The sequence below is a fragment of the Stenotrophomonas koreensis genome (genome assembly GCF_001431525.1).
GTDB lineage: Bacteria > Pseudomonadota > Gammaproteobacteria > Xanthomonadales > Xanthomonadaceae > Stenotrophomonas > Stenotrophomonas koreensis.
On record NZ_LDJH01000028.1, the window covers coordinates 1 to 21,543 of the forward strand.

A 21,543-nucleotide genomic window follows, 5' to 3' on the forward strand; every position below is an offset into this window, starting at 1 on the left:
TACATCGAGCGCCGCCACAATCCCAGGATGCGACGGCGACGGGTCAAACAGGATCAGAAGTTTTCAGCCCTTTCCAAACAGTCCGTGATTTCGGGGTAGAACCCCGTTGTGTTAATTTTCTACAAGCTTTTTTCCGGCATCGCTTCGCATGCAAGCTAGCATTCTCGTTCTGTCTTGGTGTTATCATTCAAACCGAGCTGGCTCCGTCAGTAGGGTTAACTTAGCCTTAAGTCATTAGGATGGAGCTGCATGCGACTTTCTCGCTCTCTCTGCGCAGTAGTCGGTGAATCTCTTCGGGGATCTCACGATACGCTCAATGCGCTGTTCATTGCGGCAGGTGCCCCCGGGGAGCCCCCAGCCCTCTCTCACGGCTCAAAGTGGAAGGAGTGGCTGTTCCGTGCAGGGCAAGACCCAGCGGTTGATAGTTTGGCTGTGTTGGGAAACGTGCTCGAAGAATTCATGGATCTACCACCACTCCCAAGTGCGGAAGATTATGACGACTGGAAACAGCGGCGGGCTCGCATTGAAGGTGCACTGGAAGAGAACGGACTTCGCTACTACCGATTCGGCCGAGTCTTGCCACAAGGAGTCGGATTAGGCGAGTCTGAGGTGAGCAGGGTTTCTGCTCAGCCTTTGCCTTCTAAGCCAGCACGGGTAGAAGAGCTCCTGGAGATCATTGTTCGCGGCCTACGCCGGGCAATGCATCCGCTGACGCATAGGCGGAAAGGGACGCAACCGTTATCGTTTGGTAGCGAATACGATGTTCAGGACTTGCTGCATGCTCTCCTTCGTCCGTGGGTCAGCGACATTCGCCCAGAAGAGTTCACCCCTAGCTATGCCGGCTCCAGCACGCGAATGGACTTTTTACTTCCTGCGCACAAGCTTGTTATCGAAACAAAGATTGTTCGTGATCGAGCGCATGCAAGGCGCGTCGGTGACGAATTGATCGTGGATATCGATCACTATCGCCGACATCCTTCTTGCCAGTCACTTTGGTGTGTAATCTACGACCCAGACCAGCTGATCACTAACGCCGACGGACTGAAAACAGACCTTCAAGGCCCGCGCTCGTCTAATGACGGAACAGTCCATGTTCGAGTTTTCGTCCTGTAGCCGTGACGAGCTGCAGCCTAACTCTTGTATCGAGAGAGCCCGCCTCGGCAGCCCGGTCGAGCCCCTCATCTCAAACGTTGTTGACTGACCGCTTCTGGCCGAAAGCGGACATTGAGAATGGTCCCGTTCTCCCGACGTCCCCCCGAGATTGAGTAGCCCGGCGTTTACCTGGCGTAGAGCGCATCGAGCGGTCACAAGGCAGAATCAACCTGAGTGGCCAGCCCACGCGGACACCGACGTTGCATTCCACGGATGGCGGGATAGAACCCCCCAGTTGCCACCGTCGGTGTGGCAGTCATAACCACGATGACTCGCCGACGCATGGGACGCCCCGAGGCAGGTGGACACCTACGCTGCAGATGTCGGCTCGGCCATGCCCTGCAGCAGTAGTTTCATAGCCGTATCGACGAGGCGCTGCAGTTTGCCGGTGCGCGTGCGGACCTGGAGGAAATGCTGGGCAACCTGCTGGACAACGCCGGCAAGTGGGCGCGGCAGCGCGTGTCGATCAGCGCGCCAAGTGGCGAAGGGCAGCTGCGCATTGATGTGCGCGACGACGGCTCCGGCATGGCCGCCAATGCGCTGGCGCAGGTCACCCAGCGCGGCGCGCGCCTGGATGAGCGCGAAGGCAGCAGCGGGCTAGGCCTGTGGGAGACATCGCCGCCAGCTACGGCGGGAAGCTGGTGATGGAGAACGCCGAGCCGCGGTTGCGCGCAACGCTGTGGTTGCCCGTGGTGTGACTCGCCTCTCTCCCCATCTGCTTCGCCCATTAGAAGAGCACGTCATGATGAGGATTGCCCAGCACGCGAATGTCGGGAGTAGTGGTGGTAACCACATTAGCGTACGGGAGACCCGCATAGAAGGCAAAGTCCGGGTGGCCAAAGCTGTTGTTCGAGGCGCAGGAAAAGACGATGTCAACAGAGTTTGCCGTTGACGTCCACCCACTAAGAAGGCTCTGGGTAGCCTTGCAAATGTGTAGCTTGGAGCCATGATGGAAGGCCACCATTCCTCGCAGCACGTACCCCTTTTTACGTTGACCTTCATAGTGTTTCACTTTTCCAAAGGCGGCATCGCCTGGAAGAAGTACTACCTGTGGCGCTCCTCCGCCTGGATTTTTCTTAACTACCGAGAAGGCTATGCCCGTACGATTGCAATCCTCGTCTTCGGCATTTGCCGGAGGAGCGCTTGCTATCTTTTCCCAGCAAACCTGATCTCCGGACGTCGTGGTGAAGATCCAAGTCTGTCCCACCATTGCCTCCGGTACGCAGTAGATCTTAGGCAATGTTGTTGAGAACATGACCGCTCGAGGCGAAGTGATCTGTCTAGGCACTAGCCATGTCGCGGCCTTTGCAGAGACTCCCATTGGGGCTGAATACCAATGGTCCTCATCCCAGTGCGAAAGCATAACCAGGGAGTCGTTTTTGACAGGGACATGCTGGTCGATCTGATTGCGAAAGATGTTTCCAACCTTTCCGCCGTAGTCAATCTGCAAGAACGGCTCCAGATTCTCATCAAGAATGCTGATGGCGTCCCCTTGGCCGATGTCATGAACCCGAACTCCACCAATGGCAGACACCCCACAAGTCGGATGTAGACCCGATATCGAGTCCAGATCCACTGCTTGAATCCACTCTCTCTTTCGCGCCTTAGGCATGCGAACTACCTTTTCCGATGGGAACGATTGACGAACTGCTTACATAGCTGGACTATCTGGAGGCCTAGCCCGGGCCAGGTCTTCCACCGATATCGGCATCAGCTACATGAGCCAGCGAAAAGATATCCCGAAGGCGACGCAACCAGTACTGCGGAACGGCCCCGAAGATCCCCAATGGCAAGGGCCCCGTGTCGGACTGCTTCCTAGGATCCCTAGTATCAGTCAAGAATAGACGAGCATCCGCCAATGTGGGCACACCGCCGCCCAATCCGAGCACCCACCAAGTCCCGACCGGAAGTCTGACGGCCCATGGCGGTCGCGAGCGGATCAGGAGATCAATAACCGGAAGATCAGCCCCACTCAAGTTCTCTTGAAGCTGCAGGAGCCGCACCCTCCTTGCTTCATCGGAGACGAGCCCGGGCTCCAGGTCATCAATCTGATCTGCCGCATCAAAGAACTGCGTACATGGAATTGCAGCGAACCTGATCTGCGTCAGCTTGCCTCCGTCCTCAGTCCGGGCCAGTACTCGACCGTCGCCCCCGTACACGACTCGACCTGGCTCGATGGAGTTCTTCTCTTCCAAAAAAGCAAAGTACAAGCTTGGTTCGGCCGCCGGCTGTCCGTCCTCAGTGTGTACGGCGCCCTTCCAATCTAGCCACCTCAACAGCCTCCACTGCCTGTCTTTACCGGGAACTGGCCACTCCTGCCAACCGGTCAATGCTTCGATCCTGGCTAGGCTGAAGTTCGCTCCCTTACTCCTCTTGTCCAGCAGGCTTAAAGCCACACGATGAAATCGGAAGGGAGTCATTGGGCCCTGCCGAAGCAAATGCTTCACCTGCTTGTTGTAGAAGCGAACAGAATCGCCTCCTTTGGGTAGCGCGGCTGACCAGCTGTCATCGTCCACGCTATCCAGCGCGACTTTTAGCTGCCTAGCCGCCCAGTACCGATCCTCCGGATAGCTTGAAATCAGCATCTCTCGGCGAATGATGTCGCGTATAGCGAGACTAACAAACTCTAAAGCTACCGCGGCATATCTCATGTCCGCTCCCCTGATCGTTCAAATGGGCACCGGAGACTTGGCACCGAAGTACTTCGAGTCAAACGTTGACAGAACTTATCGGGATAATACCAATCTTTGCGCGCACGTCCCAGCAACTGGTGCTGGGTGCCCCGGGCGGCTACGATGATTCGTCTCCACTAGGATCCTACCCATAAACGTAGATCTGACCGAGCTTTCCGCAAAGGAACTTCGTTTCCTGACTTCCAGAGCAGAAGTGCAGCAGACCAAAGTACTGACCCGCCCGAAAGCTCCTGCAATGCGCGCCAAGATCAATAAGTACGTTCGTGACATGGATACACGATCGAAGAACTGTACGGTGCGCCAGGCGAAGCGTCTGTGGGTACGCCATTAGGTCCTGTCATGCAGCCAGAGGGTTCCCCCCATCCAGCGCCATCATTCGATCAGGGGGAATATCAGATTAGCTTTTGTCCGAAGGACGCCATGCGCCCCAAGCGAACATTGCGCGCAGTGTTCGGCCTTCTGTAAGTTGGATGGACTGGCGCCGGGGATAGGGGGATGAAGATGGGAGAGTTTACGAAGCGGGTCCGCAGTGATGCTATCGCCGGGCCGTTGAGGCGCGCATTCACCCCCGACAGATGGAACCGTGCATTCGGTGACCTGCCGGCACCTGATGCCGAGGATCAAGACATTCATGCCGCTGGGCTGGTGTTACATGAAAAGCTAGGGACGATCCGTAGCATCCTTAAGCTCTCTTCGTCAGACGAGATCTCCGCGACGACCAAGCTGCGCGCCTTTCTGGCGCTCGCCAACTACGATTTTTTCGTAACACGCGACAAGACCGGTCTTGCGATTGAGCGGTTCATGACCGAGAGAGCGGCTGTATCGCAGGAGCTTTACGACATGGAGGAAATGGCGGCGGTGAAACTCAGCTTGCCTGGGGGGGCCGCCTGGATGCCCAACGAGGTTGTGGAAGGCATTGTCGATGGCATAGAACTACCTATTAGGGTTGTTATGCAAGCCAAACCCGATCTGGCCGGCAATCCTCGAATGAATCGGATCCAGTGGGACGAAGCTATCCGCGAACTGAACCTGGGCGTCCTTTACCGCTTCGCTGTCGACCTGTGGGATGACTGCCTTTGGAACAGCTACAAGATGATCGACACGGGACCGGTCAAGGTCTTCCTGCCGCGAGAAATCGATGTGCTCCGTTCCTATCGAACAGGTTTGGCGCGCCGAGCTTCTCTCTCGATGGGCTTCAACATTCAGGCGACGCAGTTCCAACGCGAAGCGTTCGCTCAAGGTATGAGGCTGAAATTTCGCGATGTCTGCGGCATCGAGCGTCGTGGCAAACGTCAAGTGATCAAGGTCGCCAAACAAGGCGTCTCGACCGGCATCCTAGAGCAACTCAGCATCCTACGCACCCATGCCGCCGAGCCATACTACGGAGAGCTGCTAGAGGAGCGTCTTGAGGCTCTCCACGGATTAACTCTGTCCACGCTCATGGACGCCTGGACCTTCATTTCGCGCGCCGCGCAAATGCTGGCAAAATCCATCGGCGAGAAACATACCCAAAATGTTGGGGAAGATCGTGTCCATGCCTGGATGCCCGAGTATGCCCCCACGCTGCAGACTGGGGCTCTGGAGGATGCCTTGGCGATTGCGGCGGGGATCAACAAGGCGGAGGCCCGGAGGATCGTGGATTTCTTCACGTTTCGGGGCATGGCTGGACAGGAGCTCTGGGCGCAGCCACTCGTACCAGTTGGGCCAGACAAGGTGGTGCCTGTCTTTGCAGCGGTCGCATCGCCCAATCTGCGTCGGCTGGTCGATGTATGGATGCGACAAACCGGCGTGGACCTAGCCAGGCGAGGACCTGCGTTCGAAACCCACATCCAAGAGCTTGTCATAGATGCCATTCAGAGCTCGGAGGTGCTGTCACCTGTCGCCGCTTGCATCACTGGCGACTATACGTTCAGGCCCTCGGGCAGCCGCGACGAGCAAATCGATCTGATCTTCTCCATCGGCAACACGGTGTTCGTTGCCGAAGCCAAGTGCATCCTTGAGCCCACCGATGCTAAGGGCCTCGCTATGCACCGCAAGACCGTGCTAGGCGCTGCCGAGCAGGCATTACGCAAGGCTAAAGCGGTTGAAGACAATCGCATACAGTTCATTGAGGATGCGAGTCGGTTCGGAATGACCCTAAGCGAAGACTTCAAGGTTGAGCCCTTGGTCATAGTGAGCACCAGCACCCATGTGGGCATTGCTGCACTGACAGTGCCTGTCATCGACGAGCACATTCTTGGCCGTTTTATGGACGGCGAACTAGAGGACATAGCCTATCAGCCGGGCGATCCGGCTTCCTCAAAGCGCTTCAAGACCCGGTTCTACTCAAATGCCGCTGAGGCTGAAGAGCGAGCTCCAGGCTACTTTGCATCTCCACCGCAGATGAAGCGATTCATTGATGGTTTGCGCGTACGTGTCGTACCCCTCTATGCCGCGGACGAGAGAGATTGGGCTGGCCAGGTGGTGACAATGGAATGCGTTGCGGGAGGCGTTCCACTCTCACTTCAAGAGCAGGCGAGGTCGGCAATCAAAGGCGATCCAACCACATCCATCACCCACGAGCGCTATGTCGACGTGCCATAGTCAACGCTACCCACTGTCGCAGAATACTTGAAGCTTCGTTGCCGCAACGTATTGCCGGCTCGTACCGATTAGAAGGAGCCGACGCGCGCCCATATGAACACTGCTTGCGCCATGATAACTACCGCTTGGCGTCGCCTATCCCCGGACGGGGACCAGACCGGCGACTGGTTTCAAGACGAGGCGCTACCCGCAGATGCCTGCGTCTTCTGGCGATCGACCTCGAGCGTCCTGGAAAATGGCTTACGGCCGCTAAGCGACTCGCGGCGGCATTGTACGGAATGACTTTGCCTCGTCCGCACCGGTGTACTGTTCCAGGCGCAACGCAGCTTCGGTCAACGCCAAGCGCGCGAGATAGTCCGCAGCGTTGCGATCACTTTCGAATGCCTCCATGCGATCGTGGCGACTCTCGTTGAGGCTCATGGGATGGATAGCTCACAGGTGCGCGATTCGAGAGTTCCATCGTGCCCACTTCTTGCCTATCCGCGCTAGGGTCAACGGCGTCGTTCGGCGGCGATGACCGCTTCTGGACGTAGCGGACATCGGTGCCATGCCAAGAGTCCAACTGGCTGGCTGCTGTGACCACTTCGTTTGGCGGCGCTGTCCAACTGCTTGGTTGTTAGTAGCATGACCTGAGCAGGAACCGATGGGTCGCTACACAACTAGCCGAGGCCGGGGTCGAACTGTCGGCGGGCAGCGTGCACGATAGCTATGGCAGCACGCTGGCCGAGACGACCAATGGGCTGTACAAGGCCGAGGTGATCCATCGGCATTCGTGGCGCAATCGCGATCAGGTGGAGCTGGCCCCACGCTGGACTGGGTGTACTGGTACAACCACCAATGACTGCTGGGGCCGATCGGGAACATCCCGCCAGCGGAAGCCGAAGCGGCTTACTATCGGCAGCAAGCCGGTCAGGCCAAAGCGGCCTGACTCAAACCAAATGGCCTCCAAGAAAGTCGGGGCGGTTCAGTCCGGAGCAGGTCTGGGGAGGATGAAATCAGCCCATGCCTGCATCATGGGGCGTCGTTGCTCCAGCAGATCGGTGCGGTGATAGGCAGCTTCGACCTTGTTTTGGACAGTGTGGGCCAGCGCGCGTTCAGCAAGATCCCGAGCATAGCCTTCCTCGCTGCACCAGTCGCGAAAGCTTGACCGGAAGCCGTGCGCGGTGGCTATCCGCTTGTCGCTATCGCTGTGGGCCTTCAGGCGGCGCAATAGCGCAGTTAGGGTCATGTCCGAGAGGACTGTTCGGGACTGGATCGATGGGAAGACCAGATGATCGTGCTTCCCTGCCTGTACCTGCAGCAAAGTGATGGCTTGCTCAGAGAGTGGGACACGATGGGTCTGGCTGGCTTTCATGCGATCGGCAGGAATGATCCAGACTTTGTTGCGCAAATTGACCTCATCCCAAGTCATTCCCCTGACTTCGCCAGAGCGCGCAGCGGTCAAGATCAAAAACAGCAGCGCACGTTTGGTGACATCTAGCTCGTTTGTATCCGCCAGTCTGGTTTTTACAAACGCCGGGATGTCGGCCCAAGGCATGGCCGGTTGATGCTCTTGTCTGACCGTCTTGCTGGGTTGTACCGGCAACAGATGTGTGACTACATCCACGGGGTTGGCTTGGTTGAACCCGTGTGCCCAGCCCCAGGCCATCACGGCATGCAAACGCTGCTTTACCCTGGAAGCGGTCTCTGCTTTTTCCAGCCAGATCGGGCGCAAGACATCGGCCATATGACGAGGCTGAAGTTGATCCATCGGTAGGGAGCCGATCTTGGGGAAAACGTATTCGGTAAGTGTGTTGATCCACTGCTGTGCGTGCTTGGCATTCTTCCAGCCTGGCTTCAGTTCGGCGTGTACCTGTTTTGCTGCCTCTTGGAAGGATGGCATCACCGGTGCGGCCACAGGGGTCTCCTTGATCGCCAGGGGGTCTTGCCCCAGTGCAATCTCTTCGCGCATCTCGCGAGCCAGCTTGCCGGCAAGAGCGACGCCCACGTGCGGGTAGCTGCCTAGGCCGGCGTTGCGCCGCTTGCCAGTGACAGGGCTTACGTAGCGCAAGACCCACTTGCCTTGGCCCTTCTGGGTGCGTGAAGGAAGCAGACTCAGGCCGGTAACTCCGCCGTGTGGCAGTGCTGCGCTTCCGGGAGTGATGCTTCGAGCTTTGATGTCGGTTAGCAGTGCCATGCGTGCCTGGTATGCCATCTGGTATGCCATCCAGTATGCCATCTGGTATGCCATCTGGTATGCCATCTGGTATGCCATTTCGCGTTGGGTGGTGATGGGCGTTGCTGGACGGTGCTGGATGATGTCACGTGTAAGTCATTGAAATTAAATGGCAAACATATGTTATTTGAGATGCCACTGGATTTCCTTGGACGGATCTATGGCAGTCCCCCTCTCCGCCAGATTCGACAAAACCCCGGTTTTTCCGGGGTTTTGTTTTTTGTCGGAATGGCAAGCGCTGGGACACTCGCCGGGACACTCCCATGCGTCTGCCCCATTACCTGATCTATCGCCCCAGTGGCTATGCCTTCCGTCTGGTGGTGCCTGCGCACCTGCGAGCCACGCTTGGCCGCAGTAGCGTCAAGCACGCCCTCAACACCCATGATCCCCGTATGGCCCAGGCCTGGGCACTGGTGCTGGCGAACCGTTATCGTCATGCCTTCCAGGTGTTAGGGAGCAATGGGACGATGGGCAACACGGACAAACTGCTACGCCAGTTGACCGGCAAGACCACCGCCGAGATCGACGAGATCGGCCGTGTGGTTCCAGATGACGGCGCCGACCGCCGGACTCCTTCCTTTCGTAACGAGAGCCAAGACCCCAGCCAGGCCCTGGCCGAGGCGTTGGGCCTGGACGCAGACGGTGGTGGTAAGACCTACACCCTGCGCCGCGATCCCAGTACCGGGCAGGTGGTGGAAATGTCCAGCGATGGCCCGGACGACCACGCCCGGCTATTGGAGGCGATCCAGGCCACCGCGCCCATCCGGGCAGCTACACCCGCCGCCCTGCCACAGCTCGCAGACATACTGCCGAAAGCCGGGCCACCGTCTGGGGTCCAGCCCATCACCCTGGAAGCCGCCGCCGAACAATACCTGACGTACCTCGCCAGCAAAGACTTGCCGCCAAACCAGCAGAAAACCCGTGGCGCACGCGTCAGGGCTGTTCGTCATTTTCTGGCTTACGTTCGGCCCAAGACCACCACGGCGAAGGCTAGCGCGTCCAGGGCCAAGCTCTACGATATCGGGCGAGTTGAATGCGCAGGGTTCCATGCCGTCAAGAGCCGAACGGTCTTGGAGAACACCGCAGGCAACTACATGCTGTGGCTGGCGGGGTTCTTTGAGTGGGCGCAGGTTAGTGGCTACTACCCACAGGGAGACAACCCCGCGAAGGGGTTTGGTGGCCAGTCCAAAAAGAACAAACGCGAGTCCCGGGCACGGGGATGGGAGCCGTTCGATCAGGATCAGCTGCGCACGATATTCAGTCCTGCCAACTTTGAACGTATGCCGCTGGCGCACAGTCGTTGGCTGGTGTTGTTGGCTCTCTATACCGGCGCACGCTCCAACGAGTTGGCCTATCTCGAACTTCCTGACATTCGCCAGATGGAAGGCTCATCCCTGTGGGTGTTCGATTTCAACATTCGAGGCGAGTTCAAGTCCACGAAGAACGAGGACAGCGACAGACTGACGCCCATCCATCCCAACCTGATCGCGCTCGGCCTGTTGGAGCGTGTGGAGGCATTGAAGGCGCAGGGTGAAGTGCGCCTGTTCCCAGAAACGAACCTCACCGTACAGAATGGGCCGGCCAGCGCGACAGGGAAGGCCTTTTCTCGTTTGCTGCAACAACTGCGGATCAAGCCCCGCTTTGGCAAGATCGGTATTCACTCGCTACGCGATACCGTCATCCAGACGATGGACGACGCGGATGTGCCACTGGACAAGCAAGAGGCCTACTGCGGCCATGTCATCAGCGGCACCAGGAGCACGCAGAAGACCGATCACAAGGAAGCCTATTCCTCCAAGACCACCAGGGTGGCCGCGAACTTGGCGGCAGCCTGTCATCCTGCCTTGGATTGGGCAAAAGCCGGTGTCGTCGATGTTGCGGCGATCAGGCCACTGCTGTTCGAAGTCAAGACGCCCAACCCACGCCATATACGCCGGCGCTAGCCGGGGCATAATCCATGCTCAGGGGACAACAACGGCCAGGACGGAATGACACCACAGGAATTCATCGCCAAGTGGCGCAACGGGGGCGACGAGCGCCGCGATTTTCAGTCTTTTTTTGACGACCTGTGTCGGCTGATGAACCACCCGACCCCGCGCGAGGCCGACCCGGAGCATAAGTGGTTTACCTATGAGTACGGGGCCAGCAAGACCAGCGGCGGCGAAGGCTGGGCAGACGCTTGGAAGCGTGGATTTTTTGGGTTCGAGGCCAAAGGCACGGGCAAGGACCTGGCCAAGGCCTACGCTCAGTTGAAGATGTACGCTGACGCGCTGGAAAACCCGCCTTTGCTGATAGTCTGCGACCTTCAACGGTTCGAGATCCACACCAACTTCACCAACGCGGTGAAGCAGGTCCACCGCTTCACGGTGGAGGATCTGGCGAACCACGAAACGCGCCGTTTGCTGGCTGCCGCGTTCAACGATCCGCAACAACTGCGCCCAGGAACGACGCGCGCGGACATCACCAAGGAAGCGGCGGCGAAGTTCGCCACCCTGGCCGACGCCCTGCGCAAGCGCGGACACGAGCCGCACGCGGTGGCGCATTTCCTCAACCGCCTGCTGTTCTGTATGTTCGCCGAGGATATCGGCCTGCTGCCCGACCACATCTTTTCCAAGTTGGTGCGCAGCGTCCAGGACAAGCCCGACCAGTTCGAGGCCCGCGCCGCCGCGCTGTTCGCCGCGATGAAGGACGGCGGCGACTTCGCGCTGACCGAGATCGAGCATTTCAACGGTGGCCTGTTCGAGGACGCCAGCACCCTGCGCCTGGAAGCGGCCGAACTGGCCACCCTGGACCAGGCTGCGCGCCTGGACTGGGCCGAGATCGACCCCAGCATTTTCGGCACGCTGTTTGAGCAAGGGCTAGACCCGAACACCCGCAGCCAGTTGGGCGCTCAATATACCGACCCGGACACGATCACGAAGATCATTGATCCGGTGGTAGTGGACCCGCTCCTGGCCGAATGGGAGGCGGAAAAAGCAGCCATCGCCGCCACCCTGGACAAGGCCAAGACCAAGGGCGTGCCGAAGGCGGCACAACAGCGGTTCAATGCGTTCCTGGAACGCCTGCGCGCGTTCCGCGTCCTGGACCCGGCCTGCGGCTCCGGTAACTTCCTGTTCCTGGCCCTGCGCGCATTGAAGGGGTTGGAAAGCCGCGTGCTATGGGAGGGCGAAGCCCTAGGCTTGGGCCGCCAGGTGCCGAGCGTGGGGCCTGCCAATGTCCTGGGCATTGAGTTGAACGAGTACGCCGCCGACCTGGCGCGGCTGACAGTCTGGATCGGCGAAATCCAGTGGATGATCCAGAACGGGTTTGGCGTGCGCCGTAATCCAATCCTTCAAGCCCTGGGCGGGATCGAGAACCGCGATGCCTTATTGAACGCGGATGGCACGGAAGCCACCTGGCCGGCGGCGGATGTGATCGTTGGAAATCCCCCTTTTGTCGGCAATCGCAAGATGGTGGGCGAACTCGGCAGGACCTACGCCGACGCCGTGCGCGACACGTACGAGGGGCGTGTCTCGCGTAGCGCGGATTTCGTTTGTTTCTGGTTCGCCAAGGCGGACGACGCCATCCGCAGCGGAGCGACCCAGCGCGTGGGACTGGTAGCGACGAACAGCATTCGCGGCGGGGCTAATCGCGAGGTCCTGGATCGCGTGCTGGAACGGTCGAGGATTTTCGAGGCGTGGAGTGATGAGCCCTGGGTCAATGAGGGCGCGGCGGTTCGCGTGTCTCTCGTCTGTTTCGGCGACAGCGCCCAGGGGGCGGAACTCGACGGCGCGGCAGTCGGGACAATCACATCCAGCCTGGTCGAACTCGTCCATCACGATATTGCCAAGGCGGTCACGCTAGTAGAGAACGCCGGTCGCGGGTTCCAGGGTATTACGCCACGCGCGGAAATACAGAAGAAGCGCCGCATTGAGTTGGGCTTGCCAGAGGCGTCGTTCAACCTGGCGGGAAATCAAGCGCGGGACATGTTGCGTTTGCCCGCGAATGTGCGCGGAGAACGAATGGCGGAGGTTGTGCGTCCGTACTGGATCGCGGACGACATTACGACGCGCCCCCTGGATCGCTTCATCGTGTTCCTTGGCGAGCGGGATGAACTCAACGCCGCCATGTTTGAGGCACCGTTCAACGCGATCGCGAACGTGCGGCTACACCGGGAGCAGATGGAGGACGCCAAGGACTATCCGTGGTGGCGGTTGTGGCGTCCACGCTCGGCCATGTTCGCGGCACTTGCCGGCCTGCCGCGCTTCATTTCGATCCCGCGCGTGTCCAAGCACCATATCTGCCTATGGACCCCTGCTGGGGTGGTGCCTGGTGACGCCATTGTTGTGGTCGCTCGTGAAGACGATACGACGCTGGGCGTCCTTCAATCGCGTATCCACGAAGTCTGGGCGCTGCGTCAGGGGAGCGCCCTGGAAGATCGTCCGCGCTATACGCACACCACCTCATTTGAAACCTTCCCGTTCCCCGAAGGCCTGACGCCGAACATCGCCGCCCAGGACTACGCCGACAACCCGCACGCGCAGGCCATCGCCGCCGCCGCGCGCGCCCTGGTGGAAGCCCGCGACCGCTGGCTAAACCCGCCCGAGTGGGTGGACTGGGAGTGCACGCCGGAAGAAGAATCCGCCGGCTTCCCCGCGCGCCCCGTGGCCAAGCCCGGCCACGAAACAGCGCTGAAAAAACGCACCCTGACGAACCTCTACAACGAGCGGTCCGCCTGGCTGGCCATGCTCCACCGGAATCTGGATGCCGCCGTGGCCACGGCTTACGGCTGGGAATGGCCGCTCACGGATGACGAAATCCTGCGCCGCTTGTTCGAGTTGAACCAGGCGCGCGGCGGCGCAGGGTCATAGCGCTACGCGGGCACGGGACGAGGCCGCCAGTTGGGCAGCGTCCAGGTGGCGCGTCTGCGCCGACTTGGACGCCCTGGCCTTGGGGTCCAGGAGCAGCACGCGGGTGGGCCGCTTGTGGAGCGTCAGCACACCGTGGGCAATGTCGTAGCGTTCGAAGAACGGGGCCGCCGCCTTGACGCGATCCAGGGCAGCCACCAAGCGCGGCTTGAAGTGGTGGGCCGTTAGCGTGGAGCCGCACAGATCGCGCAGCGTGGCCAGTTCGATTTCATACACGCGCCGATGGGTGGCGGTGTAGTCATGAAGCCAGGTGGCCAGGGGATACGCGCCGAGCGCGGCGCGACCATCTAGGGGCAGACATACGGCCTCATCTTCCAGCAGTTCGCGCAGCCCTGGCGGCCAGGTTACGGAGACGCGCCCCCTGGGCAGTTTGCGATATTCGAACATTGGCCCCCGGTAATCCTGGCGGCGTGTCCTGATCTCCACGCGACTGCTGGCCAGGTCATCCAGTAAACCGAGAAGGCGACGCTTCGCATGGGTCTGGACCGAGGCCACACCGAGCGCGCGCAGGGCGTCGATCAAGCGCACCTCATCCCGTGGCGACTTGTGCGCCAGCGTGGTGACCACTTGCCAGGCCGAGGCATGGGCCTGGGTTAGGTTAGGACCGGCTTGGCGCAGGCTGATCGGGTAATCCTGGGCGGCGCGGATTTCGCGCATGGCAGTGATCGACTCGGGCGCGGGTTGAACGGACACCGCGAACAGCGAGGAGCGCGCGAAGGCGAACGGAATGCGGGCGATCAAGGACATGGGCGGGCCAAGTACGAAGGGCCTGCGCTTGTAATCGCTGCCGGCGCATTGTCCAGCCTTGGCCGGTGCTGGCGTGCGATGGGTTGCCGTTACGCCGTGCGATTTAGCGGTTACCGCGTGCGAGCGGCGACCAGTTACGGCGTGCGAGGAAACGCGCGGCAACTCATTGAACGCGCGAGCGAAACGCCGCAGGAGGCTAATGCTCTTTCAGGCTTTACAGTACTAAAAGCAAGGGGCCGCAAACGCGGCCCGTGTTCCCGCTGCGCGGGTTGAAAAGCAAAAGCCCCGGGAGCCTGGGCAGCGCTTCCGGCCTGGCTACATCGTCTCCACTCGTAGCGGGGGCCATACCCCCGCACCCCCGGCGATTGGGAAAAGCAACTACCTGGCAAGCGCTACGCGCTTGCGCCTCCGGCCCTATCTGCTAAGTGTCTTCCTCCCGCCCCGAGTACGACCATGCCCGATAGCACGAAGGAAACCCGCGCCGCCCTGCGCTTGCTCCTGGACCAGGTAGCCAAGACCCTGGCGAAGCCGAAGCCGCAACCAGAAGCAGAAGGCGGGGAGTTCTTCCCGCCGCCTGGCTACCGCACGCGCGTGAATGTCCGCGAGTTTCTGCGGGGCCAGAAAGGCGACGGCGAGGACAGTTGGTGGGATAGCGGCAGCGACGGCGACCCGCTGATCGGCCTGCGCCCCCCACGCAGACGGCGCGGTCCTCGTCGCTGATTACCAACCTGGCCGAGGTGTGCGCCGCCTGGGTGGCGATGCTTTTTGTGCAGATTGCGAAGAAGTCCGCGCGGCCAGTCGCGTGGCCACCTGGGCGAGACGTTCGGCCAGGGTGGGCGGCAATGTTTTCGTTTGCCGCACCGGGCGCGACGCTGTGGCCGCCTTGATTGTTACCGCGCCCTTGGCGCTCCTGGCGTGGCCGTAGCCTTGTTGCGTCCTGTCATTCGAGTGGCCGAGCCAGGCCGCTGCGCCTGCGCGTCCCTGGCTGGCCTTGGCGTCACTCGCTCGCGCGTGCCTGTATGCGTAGGGGCTTAGCCCCGGCTGGACCTGGCGCATGGCACGTCGGACGGCCACCACATCGGCACGGCTGGCGTCCATATCGCCGCCGGTTGCGTCCACATAGGCACGCAGGAAGGCCACCGCGATGGCGGATTGCCCGCGCCGTGTCGGTTCCACTTCCAGCACGCGCAGGGGCTGGCCGCGTACGGCGTCCACCTTGGCACCGGCGACGGCCAGACGCAGCCCGATGGCGGTTTTTTCCATGGCCAGGCCCCGCGTGGCTTCGGCAGGACGTATGCCGAACAGGGCAAACACCATGGCCAACGCCTCAACCCGGGCGCAGCGTCCAGGCTGCTGGCCCAGGGCCACCAGCAGACGATCCGGCGACAGCGCCCGCCGTCCTGCGAAGCGCTTAGATTTGCTCACCTGGCGCAGGCCTGCCGCGCGCATGGCGTGCGCCTTCTGCGCCCAAGTGGGGCGATCCTGGGCGAGGTATAGCGCCCGGTAGACCATGGCCCGCTCGAAGGCGGCCAGCGTGTAACCCCGCATGGCGTCCAGGTCCCGGGCCTTGCGTGCTGTCTCAGCCAGGGTGCGCAGCCGCCTGATTTCATCTGCCTCCACCCAGCGGCAGGCGCTGCGCAGCCGGTCGAAGTGGGCGCGCGTGCCGGCGTGGTCCAGGGGCGTGCCTCCTGCCGCACGCAGCCGGGCATGGTCGCGCTGGTATGCGGCCACGGTGGCCGCCGACGGGTTGGCCCCGCTCGCGCTGGCTTCGTCCAGGACCGCGCGGATGGCGCGATCCTGCGCCACCCCCACCGGCACCCGGAAGCGCAGCCCCTCGGCTTGGGCAAGGGTGTGCGCGTTGGCCAGGGTGTCGGCGTAGCGCGTCCGCAGTCCCTCGGGCAGCCCATCGCCTGGGCTGGGTGGTGTCGTCTTCGTGGCTGGCGTGCTGTTGCTCCTCATCTCCTCCCCATCCCAAACACCCCGGGACGGCGAAGCCGTCCCGCGTCGTCGGGCGTCAGCCCGACGACAGGCCCCAGGCTCCCGCCTGGGGACCAGCGGTCAACGCTGGCGCGTGTCCGTGGCCCGGTCGCTCCCGCTTACCCCGTCGCCGCTAGACGCGGCAACGGGCCGGGCCGCCTCTCTACGCCCTGGCGAATACTTCGCCAGGACTACGAAAGGCCACATTGTTGGCCAGTGCCAACAATGCGGAGAGCCAGGCCCAGAGTGTGGCGGGTGAGAGATTTAGCAAGGTCTGCGGCGCGAAGTGATACGGAGGTCGTGAAGCTCGTGCCCAGCCTGTGCCAGGTGTGGGACAATGCGCGGAACACCTTTCCGCCAACTCGTTTCCAGCGATTTGCCCGGGATTTTGTGCGTTTCTGGCCAAGGTGGGGAAACTCCCCCCCTCTCCGCCAGATTGAAGAAACAAGCCGCCTTCGGGCGGCTTGTTTCGTTCTGGCTTGTGCTGGGTACGCGATGCCGCTGGCCCTGTCTGCGTTGTGCCGCGGCAGTGGTGCGACGGCTTGAGCGTGCCTGCGCGCGGGCGGTTAAACTTGCCGCACTTTGAAGTGAGTGCGTGCCATGTCCGAGATCCAGGTTCCCGTTTCCTTTGGCGAGTTGCTGGACAAGATCTCCATCCTGCAGATCAAGTCCGAGCGCATCAGCGATGCGGCCAAGCTGGCCAACGTGCAGCGCGAGATGCAGGCGCTGCAGCACACCTGGCAGGCGCATCCGGCCAGTGCGCGTGACATCGCCGGCCTGCTGGACGAGCTGAAGGCGGTCAACGAGCGTCTGTGGGACATCGAGGATGCGGTGCGGCTGAAGGAGCGCGACCAGGCCTTCGATGCCGGGTTCGTCGCACTGGCGCGCAGCGTCTACCAGAACAATGACGAGCGCGCCCGGATCAAGAAGGCGATCAACCTGGCGCTGGGCTCGGGCTATGTGGAAGAGAAGTCCTACCGCGCGCTGTAAGCGTCCCTGGCACTGAACCAGGACGGGCAGCCCGGAAGGGCTGCCCGTTGTCATTGGCCGATGCTGCCGTTCAAGCGGTGCGGTGGCCGGCCGGATGGTCCTGGCGGTAGCGCTGGAAGGCGGCAATCGCATCCTCGACCGTGACCAGGTCCATCACCCCGGCATGTTCGATCCGGGTACCCCAGGCCAGTGCGCTGGCGGGCTTGCCGGTATAGCGGCGTGCCGCATCGTCATAACGGTCCACGCAATAGCGACGGTCGGAATAGGGGCCACTGCGCTCGGGGTTGGTCGCCGCGTGCAGGCCCAGCACCTTGGTGCCGACGGCATTGGCGATATGCATCGGCCCGGAATCGGGCGTGACCAGCAGGTTGGCGCGTGCCAGCAGTGGCGGCAGCTGCTTGAGCGTATCGCGGCCGACCAGATCCAGGATGGGGTGTTGCGCCTGGGCCAGGATGGCATCGCTGGTCTGCCGTTCCAGTTCACTGCGGCCACCGACCAGGACCACGCGCCAGCCGTGGGTGCTGGCGTGGTCGGCCAGCGCCGCATAGCGGTCGGCCCGCCAGTTGCGCAGTGCATGGCTGGAACACGGCGAGATCGCCAGCACCGGGCGGCCATCGTCCTGCCATTGTGCATTGGCCCACGCCACGGCGGCCGGGGGCGTGGCCAGGTCCCATTCGACCACGGTCTGGGTGATGCCCAGTGGCTGGCTGAAACGGCCGATCGCATCAAGCACATGGCCGCCGGCATGGGCGGGGATGCGCTCGTTGACGAACAGGCCGTGCAGTTCCTTGGAGCGGCTCTTGTCATAGCCGATACGCCGCCTGGCCGGGATGAAACCGGAAAGCACATTGGCGCGCAGCGAGACCTGCAGCTGCAGCAACGCGGCAAATGGTGCATGTGGCATCAGTTGCCGGCGCAGCGCACGCATCCCGGCCAGCCCGGTCTTCTTGTCGTAGGTATGAAAGTGCACGCCCGGCAGGCCTTCGAGCAACTTGTGCCCGGCCTTGTCGATGATCCAGTGCAGCGGCTGCTGTGGGTTGGCCCGTTGCAGGGTGCGCACCAGTGGTACGACATGGGTCACATCGCCCAGTGCAGACAGGCGTAAAAGGCACAAGGGGGAGGACGATTGCGGCATGGTGTTGTTAGACTCAATGGAATGGTCGCTTTCGACGCCAATGAAGCAATGACGCCGTGCCGCCAGGGGCGAAGCTACGGTGCCATTGTGTTTGACCGGGAGCAGTTGCGACAAGTCGAGGCAACGCTGTTTGACCCGCAGTTCTGGGCCGGGCGTGCCCGTCCCGTCGGCGATGGTGGGCGGGGCAGTGCCTGGTTCATCGATGCGCCGTTCGGCCCGGGTGTGCTGCGGCACTACCGGCGTGGCGGACTGGTAGCGCGCCTGAGTGCTGACCGCTATGTCTGGACCGGTGCCCAGCGCACGCGCAGTTTTGCCGAGTTCCGTCTGCTGCGGCATCTGCACGCGCAGGGCCTGCCGGTGCCGCAGGTGATCGCTGCGATGTACCTGCGTTCGGGTATCAGCTACCGCGCGGCGATCCTGATGCAGCGTCTGGAAGGGGTGCGCTCGTTGGCCGAGCGCGCACAGATCGCCGGCGAGGGCGCACCGTGGGAAGAAGTGGGGCGGATGATTGCGCGCTTCCATCGTGCCGGCCTGGACCATGCTGATCTGAATGCCCACAACATCCTGATCGATGCCAATGGCCGCTGCTGGTTGATTGACTTTGACCGTGGCCAGATCCGCATCCTTGCCACCGGCTGGCGCGAGCGCAACCTGCGTCGTTTGAAGCGGTCGCTGCTGAAATACCGTGGTCAACGCAGTGTCGGCGAGGTCGAACGTGACTTTGCCCGGCTGCGGCGTGCCTACGACCTGGCATGGTCGCGGGGCTGTTGATGCGCTGGCAGCTGCGTTTTCTCGGGGTGGGCAGTGCCGCGGCGGTGGAGCTGGGCTCGCCAATGGCGGTGATCGAGCGCGACGGTGCGCCATGGCTGACCATCGACTGTGGTGGCGAGGGCCTGACGGCCTACCGCGCCACCTACGGCGCGATGCCCGATGCGCTGTTCATCACCCATGTCCACCTGGATCATGTCGCCGGCTTCGAGCGGCTGTTCGTCGATGCTTTCTTCAACCCGGCGCGGCGTGGCCGTATCCGGCTGTATGTGCCGGCAACCGTGGTACCGTTGCTGCACCGGCGTGTGGCCGATTACCCGAATGTGCTGGCCGAAGGTGGCGCCAATTTCTGGGATGCGTTCCAGCTGGTCGTGGTCGGCGAGGCGTTCTGGCACGACGGCATCCGCCTGGAGGTGTTCGAGGCGCGGCACCATTGGCCGCAGACCGCCTACGGGCTGCGCCTGGCCGGCAGTGTGGTGTGGACCGGCGATACCCGGCCCATTCCCGAGCAGCTGGCGCGCTTTGCCGCCGCCGGTGAGCTGATCGCCCACGACTGTGGCCTGCACGGCAACCCATCGCATACCGGGGTGGATGACCTGGAGCGCGAATACGATGCGACGCTGCGCGCGCGCATGGTGGTCTATCACTATGGCAGTGTGGCCGATGGCCAGGCCTTGCGCGCGCGCGGTCTGCAGGTGGCGCAGCCGGGGCAGTCGTGGCCGTTGGCCGAGCCGACGGCAGCGCGCGCCGGTTGAGCCGGCGCCTGTGGCCGGTTGCAGGCAGGCGTGCGCGAAAAGCTGCAGTGTGCTGCTCGCACAGTCGCAAAAAGGTGGTAGCCCCGCCGGCTGGCCTCGGCGCCCGCGTCGATCGATACCGTTGCTGCCTTCCGGCCCTGGCGGGGTTTTCGATCTAGCGTCGCGAGGGGCCGACGGGGCCACCATAGACGCGAGCCGCGCGTGGCGCGGCCCGGGTATTTGAATCTGGCGGAGAGAGGGGGATTCGAACCCCCGAAGCGCGGTTTAGACGCTTACACACTTTCCAGGCGTGCTCCTTCAACCACTCGGACACCTCTCCGTGCCCTGTACCGGCTACCGTGGCAGCAGTGCAGGGGCGCAAATCATAACGTTAGTTTGCGGTGAGGACAAGGGTTGCGTGCAAGGCCCGGTATGGGCAGGTTGAGCGTGGCACAATGCCGCATCCACCTTATTCCTCGAGCCGATGTCCTATCTCGTTCTGGCCCGCAAGTGGCGCCCCAAGCGTTTTGCCGAATTGGTCGGCCAGGAGCATGTGGTGCGTGCGCTGTCCAATGCGCTGGACACCGGCCGGGTGCACCATGCCTTTCTGTTCACAGGCACCCGCGGGGTGGGCAAGACCACGATCGCGCGCATCTTTTCCAAGTCGCTCAATTGCGAGCGCGGCACCAGTGCCGACCCCTGTGGTGAATGCGCCGCCTGCCGGGATATCGATGCCGGGCGCTATATCGACCTGCTGGAAATCGATGCCGCTTCCAATACCGGTGTGGACGATGTGCGCGAGGTGATCGAGAACGCGCAATACATGCCCAGCCGCGGCAACTACAAGGTGTACCTGATCGACGAGGTGCACATGCTGTCCAAGGCGGCGTTCAATGCGCTGCTCAAGACCCTGGAAGAGCCGCCGGCGCATGTGAAGTTCCTGCTGGCCACCACCGACCCGCAGAAGCTGCCGGTGACCGTGCTCAGCCGCTGCCTGCAGTTCAACCTCAAGCGGCTGGATCATGCGCAGATCAGCGGGCAGATGTGCAAAATCCTTGCCGCCGAACAGATTGCTGCCGACAACGAGGCGATTTCCCAGCTGGCCCGCGCCGCTGATGGCTCGATGCGCGATGGTCTGTCCCTGCTGGACCAGGCCATCGCCTATGCCGGCGGCGAGCTGCGCACCGATGTCGTGGCCAGCATGCTCGGCAGTGTCGACCGTACCCGGATTGCTGCGCTGCTGCAGGCCCTGAGCGATGGTGATGGTGCGGCCCTGCTGCAGACCGTCGAGGCGCTGGCGGAATTTTCGCCGGACTGGTCCAGTGTGCTGGATGCGCTGGCCGAAGGCCTGCACCGGATCCAGGTGCGCCAGCTGGTGCCTTCTGCGCCGCTGGTTGCCGAAGGCATCGACGCCGATGCCTTTGCCGCGCAGCTGCGCGCCGAAGTGGTGCAGCTGTGGTACCAGATGGCGCTGGCGGGCCGCCGTGACCTGCCGCTGGCCCCCACTCCGCGTGCCGGTTTTGAAATGGTGATGCTGCGGATGCTGGCTTTCCGCCCTGCCGCCCAGGTGCCCGCACAGCCGCCTGCCGCCACGGTTGCCACAGCTGCGGTGGCGGTTGATCCTGCTCCGGCTGCTCCGGCT

General features: G+C 62.1%; 15 protein-coding genes, 1 tRNA gene, 1 other RNA gene and 2 pseudogenes. 11 read left to right on the forward strand and 8 right to left on the reverse strand.

The genetic code is table 11. From position 1 onward, the window contains the following. The first annotated feature begins 249 nt into the window (after positions 1–249). Positions 250–1,113 (forward strand): PD-(D/E)XK nuclease domain-containing protein, encoded by an 864-nt coding sequence (locus ABB25_RS14390; protein ID WP_083488338.1) that lies wholly within the window; start codon positions 250–252, stop codon positions 1,111–1,113. 402 nt (positions 1,114–1,515) lie between these two features. Next, positions 1,516–1,850, forward strand: a pseudogene (locus tag ABB25_RS12935) (ATP-binding protein); the annotation flags it as partial. 29 nt (positions 1,851–1,879) lie between these two features. Here the strand turns inward: ABB25_RS12935 and ABB25_RS14640 are convergent. Both ABB25_RS14640 and ABB25_RS12945 read right to left on the reverse strand, forming a co-directional pair. After that, positions 1,880–2,728, reverse strand: a complete 849-nt coding sequence (locus ABB25_RS14640) for a ComEC/Rec2 family competence protein (protein ID WP_152981223.1) — start codon at positions 2,726–2,728, stop codon at positions 1,880–1,882. Positions 2,729–2,828: 100 nt separating this feature from the next. After that, complete coding sequence (locus tag ABB25_RS12945; protein WP_057667458.1) at positions 2,829–3,803, reverse strand: hypothetical protein; 975 nt, start codon at positions 3,801–3,803, stop codon at positions 2,829–2,831. A 537-nt stretch (positions 3,804–4,340) separates the two neighbouring features. Here ABB25_RS12945 and ABB25_RS12950 point away from each other — a divergent pair. Then, on the forward strand, positions 4,341–6,428 hold the full coding sequence (locus tag ABB25_RS12950; protein WP_057667461.1) for a hypothetical protein: 2,088 nt from the start codon (positions 4,341–4,343) through the stop codon (positions 6,426–6,428). 656 nt (positions 6,429–7,084) lie between these two features. Continuing rightward, a pseudogene (locus ABB25_RS14400) lies at positions 7,085–7,356 on the forward strand (integrase core domain-containing protein); the annotation flags it as partial. A 36-nt stretch (positions 7,357–7,392) separates the two neighbouring features. Here ABB25_RS14400 and ABB25_RS12955 read toward each other — a convergent pair. Next, positions 7,393–8,670 (reverse strand): tyrosine-type recombinase/integrase, encoded by a 1,278-nt coding sequence (locus ABB25_RS12955; protein WP_244477824.1) that lies wholly within the window; start codon positions 8,668–8,670, stop codon positions 7,393–7,395. 236 nt (positions 8,671–8,906) lie between these two features. On the opposite strand from ABB25_RS12955, the gene ABB25_RS12960 reads away from it, so the two are divergent. Both ABB25_RS12960 and ABB25_RS12965 read left to right on the forward strand, forming a co-directional pair. Further along, positions 8,907–10,586 carry a site-specific integrase gene (locus ABB25_RS12960; protein WP_057667465.1) on the forward strand — a complete coding sequence of 560 codons (1,680 nt, stop codon included), beginning with the start codon at positions 8,907–8,909 and terminating at the stop codon, positions 10,584–10,586. A 45-nt stretch (positions 10,587–10,631) separates the two neighbouring features. Next, positions 10,632–13,493 carry a class I SAM-dependent DNA methyltransferase gene (locus tag ABB25_RS12965; RefSeq protein ID WP_057667467.1) on the forward strand — a complete coding sequence of 954 codons (2,862 nt, stop codon included), beginning with the start codon at positions 10,632–10,634 and terminating at the stop codon, positions 13,491–13,493. On the opposite strand, the gene ABB25_RS12970 is transcribed toward ABB25_RS12965, so the two are convergent. Continuing rightward, the gene (locus tag ABB25_RS12970; RefSeq protein ID WP_057667470.1) at positions 13,488–14,297 is read right to left on the reverse strand and encodes a hypothetical protein; all 810 of its coding nucleotides are present in this window, start codon (positions 14,295–14,297) and stop codon (positions 13,488–13,490) included. The genes ABB25_RS12965 and ABB25_RS12970 overlap by 6 nt on opposite strands. A gap of 453 nt (positions 14,298–14,750) precedes the next feature. Between ABB25_RS12970 and ABB25_RS12975 the strand changes: the two genes are divergently transcribed. Beyond that, the gene (locus tag ABB25_RS12975; RefSeq protein WP_057667473.1) at positions 14,751–15,017 is read left to right on the forward strand and encodes a hypothetical protein; all 267 of its coding nucleotides are present in this window, start codon (positions 14,751–14,753) and stop codon (positions 15,015–15,017) included. On the opposite strand, the gene ABB25_RS12980 is transcribed toward ABB25_RS12975, so the two are convergent. Then, positions 15,018–16,256, reverse strand: a complete 1,239-nt coding sequence (locus ABB25_RS12980; protein WP_057667475.1) for a hypothetical protein — start codon at positions 16,254–16,256, stop codon at positions 15,018–15,020. Between the two features lie 618 nt (positions 16,257–16,874). On the opposite strand from ABB25_RS12980, the gene ABB25_RS12985 reads away from it, so the two are divergent. Beyond that, complete coding sequence (locus ABB25_RS12985; RefSeq protein ID WP_057667478.1) at positions 16,875–17,264, forward strand: DUF6165 family protein; 390 nt, start codon at positions 16,875–16,877, stop codon at positions 17,262–17,264. Between the two features lie 70 nt (positions 17,265–17,334). Here the strand turns inward: ABB25_RS12985 and ABB25_RS12990 are convergent, their stop codons facing one another. Continuing rightward, positions 17,335–18,399 (reverse strand): glycosyltransferase family 9 protein, encoded by a 1,065-nt coding sequence (locus tag ABB25_RS12990; protein WP_057667480.1) that lies wholly within the window; start codon positions 18,397–18,399, stop codon positions 17,335–17,337. Positions 18,400–18,420: 21 nt separating this feature from the next. Here ABB25_RS12990 and ABB25_RS12995 point away from each other — a divergent pair, with 21 nt between their 5' ends. Continuing rightward, the gene (locus ABB25_RS12995) at positions 18,421–19,170 is read left to right on the forward strand and encodes a 3-deoxy-D-manno-octulosonic acid kinase (protein ID WP_057667481.1); all 750 of its coding nucleotides are present in this window, start codon (positions 18,421–18,423) and stop codon (positions 19,168–19,170) included. Next, positions 19,170–19,922: an MBL fold metallo-hydrolase gene (locus ABB25_RS13000; protein WP_057667483.1), complete on the forward strand. Its 753-nt coding sequence runs from the start codon at positions 19,170–19,172 to the stop codon at positions 19,920–19,922. The genes ABB25_RS12995 and ABB25_RS13000 overlap by 1 nt, the downstream gene beginning before the upstream one ends. Before the next feature lie 80 nt (positions 19,923–20,002). On the opposite strand, the gene ffs is transcribed toward ABB25_RS13000, so the two are convergent. Continuing rightward, positions 20,003–20,099: signal recognition particle sRNA small type (ffs, locus tag ABB25_RS14405), an RNA gene on the reverse strand. A 49-nt stretch (positions 20,100–20,148) separates the two neighbouring features. Further along, positions 20,149–20,241, reverse strand: a tRNA-Ser gene (locus tag ABB25_RS13005). 144 nt (positions 20,242–20,385) lie between these two features. Between ABB25_RS13005 and dnaX the strand changes: the two genes are divergently transcribed. After that, the coding region (dnaX, locus tag ABB25_RS13010; RefSeq protein WP_152981224.1) for a DNA polymerase III subunit gamma/tau at positions 20,386–21,543 on the forward strand (1,158 nt) is incomplete at its 3' end.

Excerpts from the sequence above, each read along its gene's own strand:
- ABB25_RS14390 (WP_083488338.1), top strand. The coding sequence starts at position 250 with ATGCGACTTTCTCGCTCTCTCTGCGCAGTAGTCGGTGAATCTCTTCGG.
- ABB25_RS12945 (WP_057667458.1), bottom strand. The coding sequence starts at position 3,803 with ATGAGATATGCCGCGGTAGCTTTAGAGTTTGTTAGTCTCGCTATACGC.
- ABB25_RS12950 (WP_057667461.1), top strand. The coding sequence starts at position 4,341 with ATGAAGATGGGAGAGTTTACGAAGCGGGTCCGCAGTGATGCTATCGCC.
- ABB25_RS12955 (WP_244477824.1), bottom strand. The coding sequence starts at position 8,670 with ATGGCATACCAGATGGCATACCAGATGGCATACTGGATGGCATACCAG.
- ABB25_RS12960 (WP_057667465.1), top strand. The coding sequence starts at position 8,907 with ATGCGTCTGCCCCATTACCTGATCTATCGCCCCAGTGGCTATGCCTTC.
- ABB25_RS12965 (WP_057667467.1), top strand. The coding sequence starts at position 10,632 with ATGACACCACAGGAATTCATCGCCAAGTGGCGCAACGGGGGCGACGAG.
- ABB25_RS12970 (WP_057667470.1), bottom strand. The coding sequence starts at position 14,297 with ATGTCCTTGATCGCCCGCATTCCGTTCGCCTTCGCGCGCTCCTCGCTG.
- ABB25_RS12975 (WP_057667473.1), top strand. The coding sequence starts at position 14,751 with ATGCCCGATAGCACGAAGGAAACCCGCGCCGCCCTGCGCTTGCTCCTG.
- ABB25_RS12980 (WP_057667475.1), bottom strand. The coding sequence starts at position 16,256 with ATGAGGAGCAACAGCACGCCAGCCACGAAGACGACACCACCCAGCCCA.
- ABB25_RS12985 (WP_057667478.1), top strand. The coding sequence starts at position 16,875 with ATGTCCGAGATCCAGGTTCCCGTTTCCTTTGGCGAGTTGCTGGACAAG.
- ABB25_RS12990 (WP_057667480.1), bottom strand. The coding sequence starts at position 18,399 with ATGCCGCAATCGTCCTCCCCCTTGTGCCTTTTACGCCTGTCTGCACTG.
- ABB25_RS12995 (WP_057667481.1), top strand. The coding sequence starts at position 18,421 with ATGGTCGCTTTCGACGCCAATGAAGCAATGACGCCGTGCCGCCAGGGG.
- ABB25_RS13000 (WP_057667483.1), top strand. The coding sequence starts at position 19,170 with ATGCGCTGGCAGCTGCGTTTTCTCGGGGTGGGCAGTGCCGCGGCGGTG.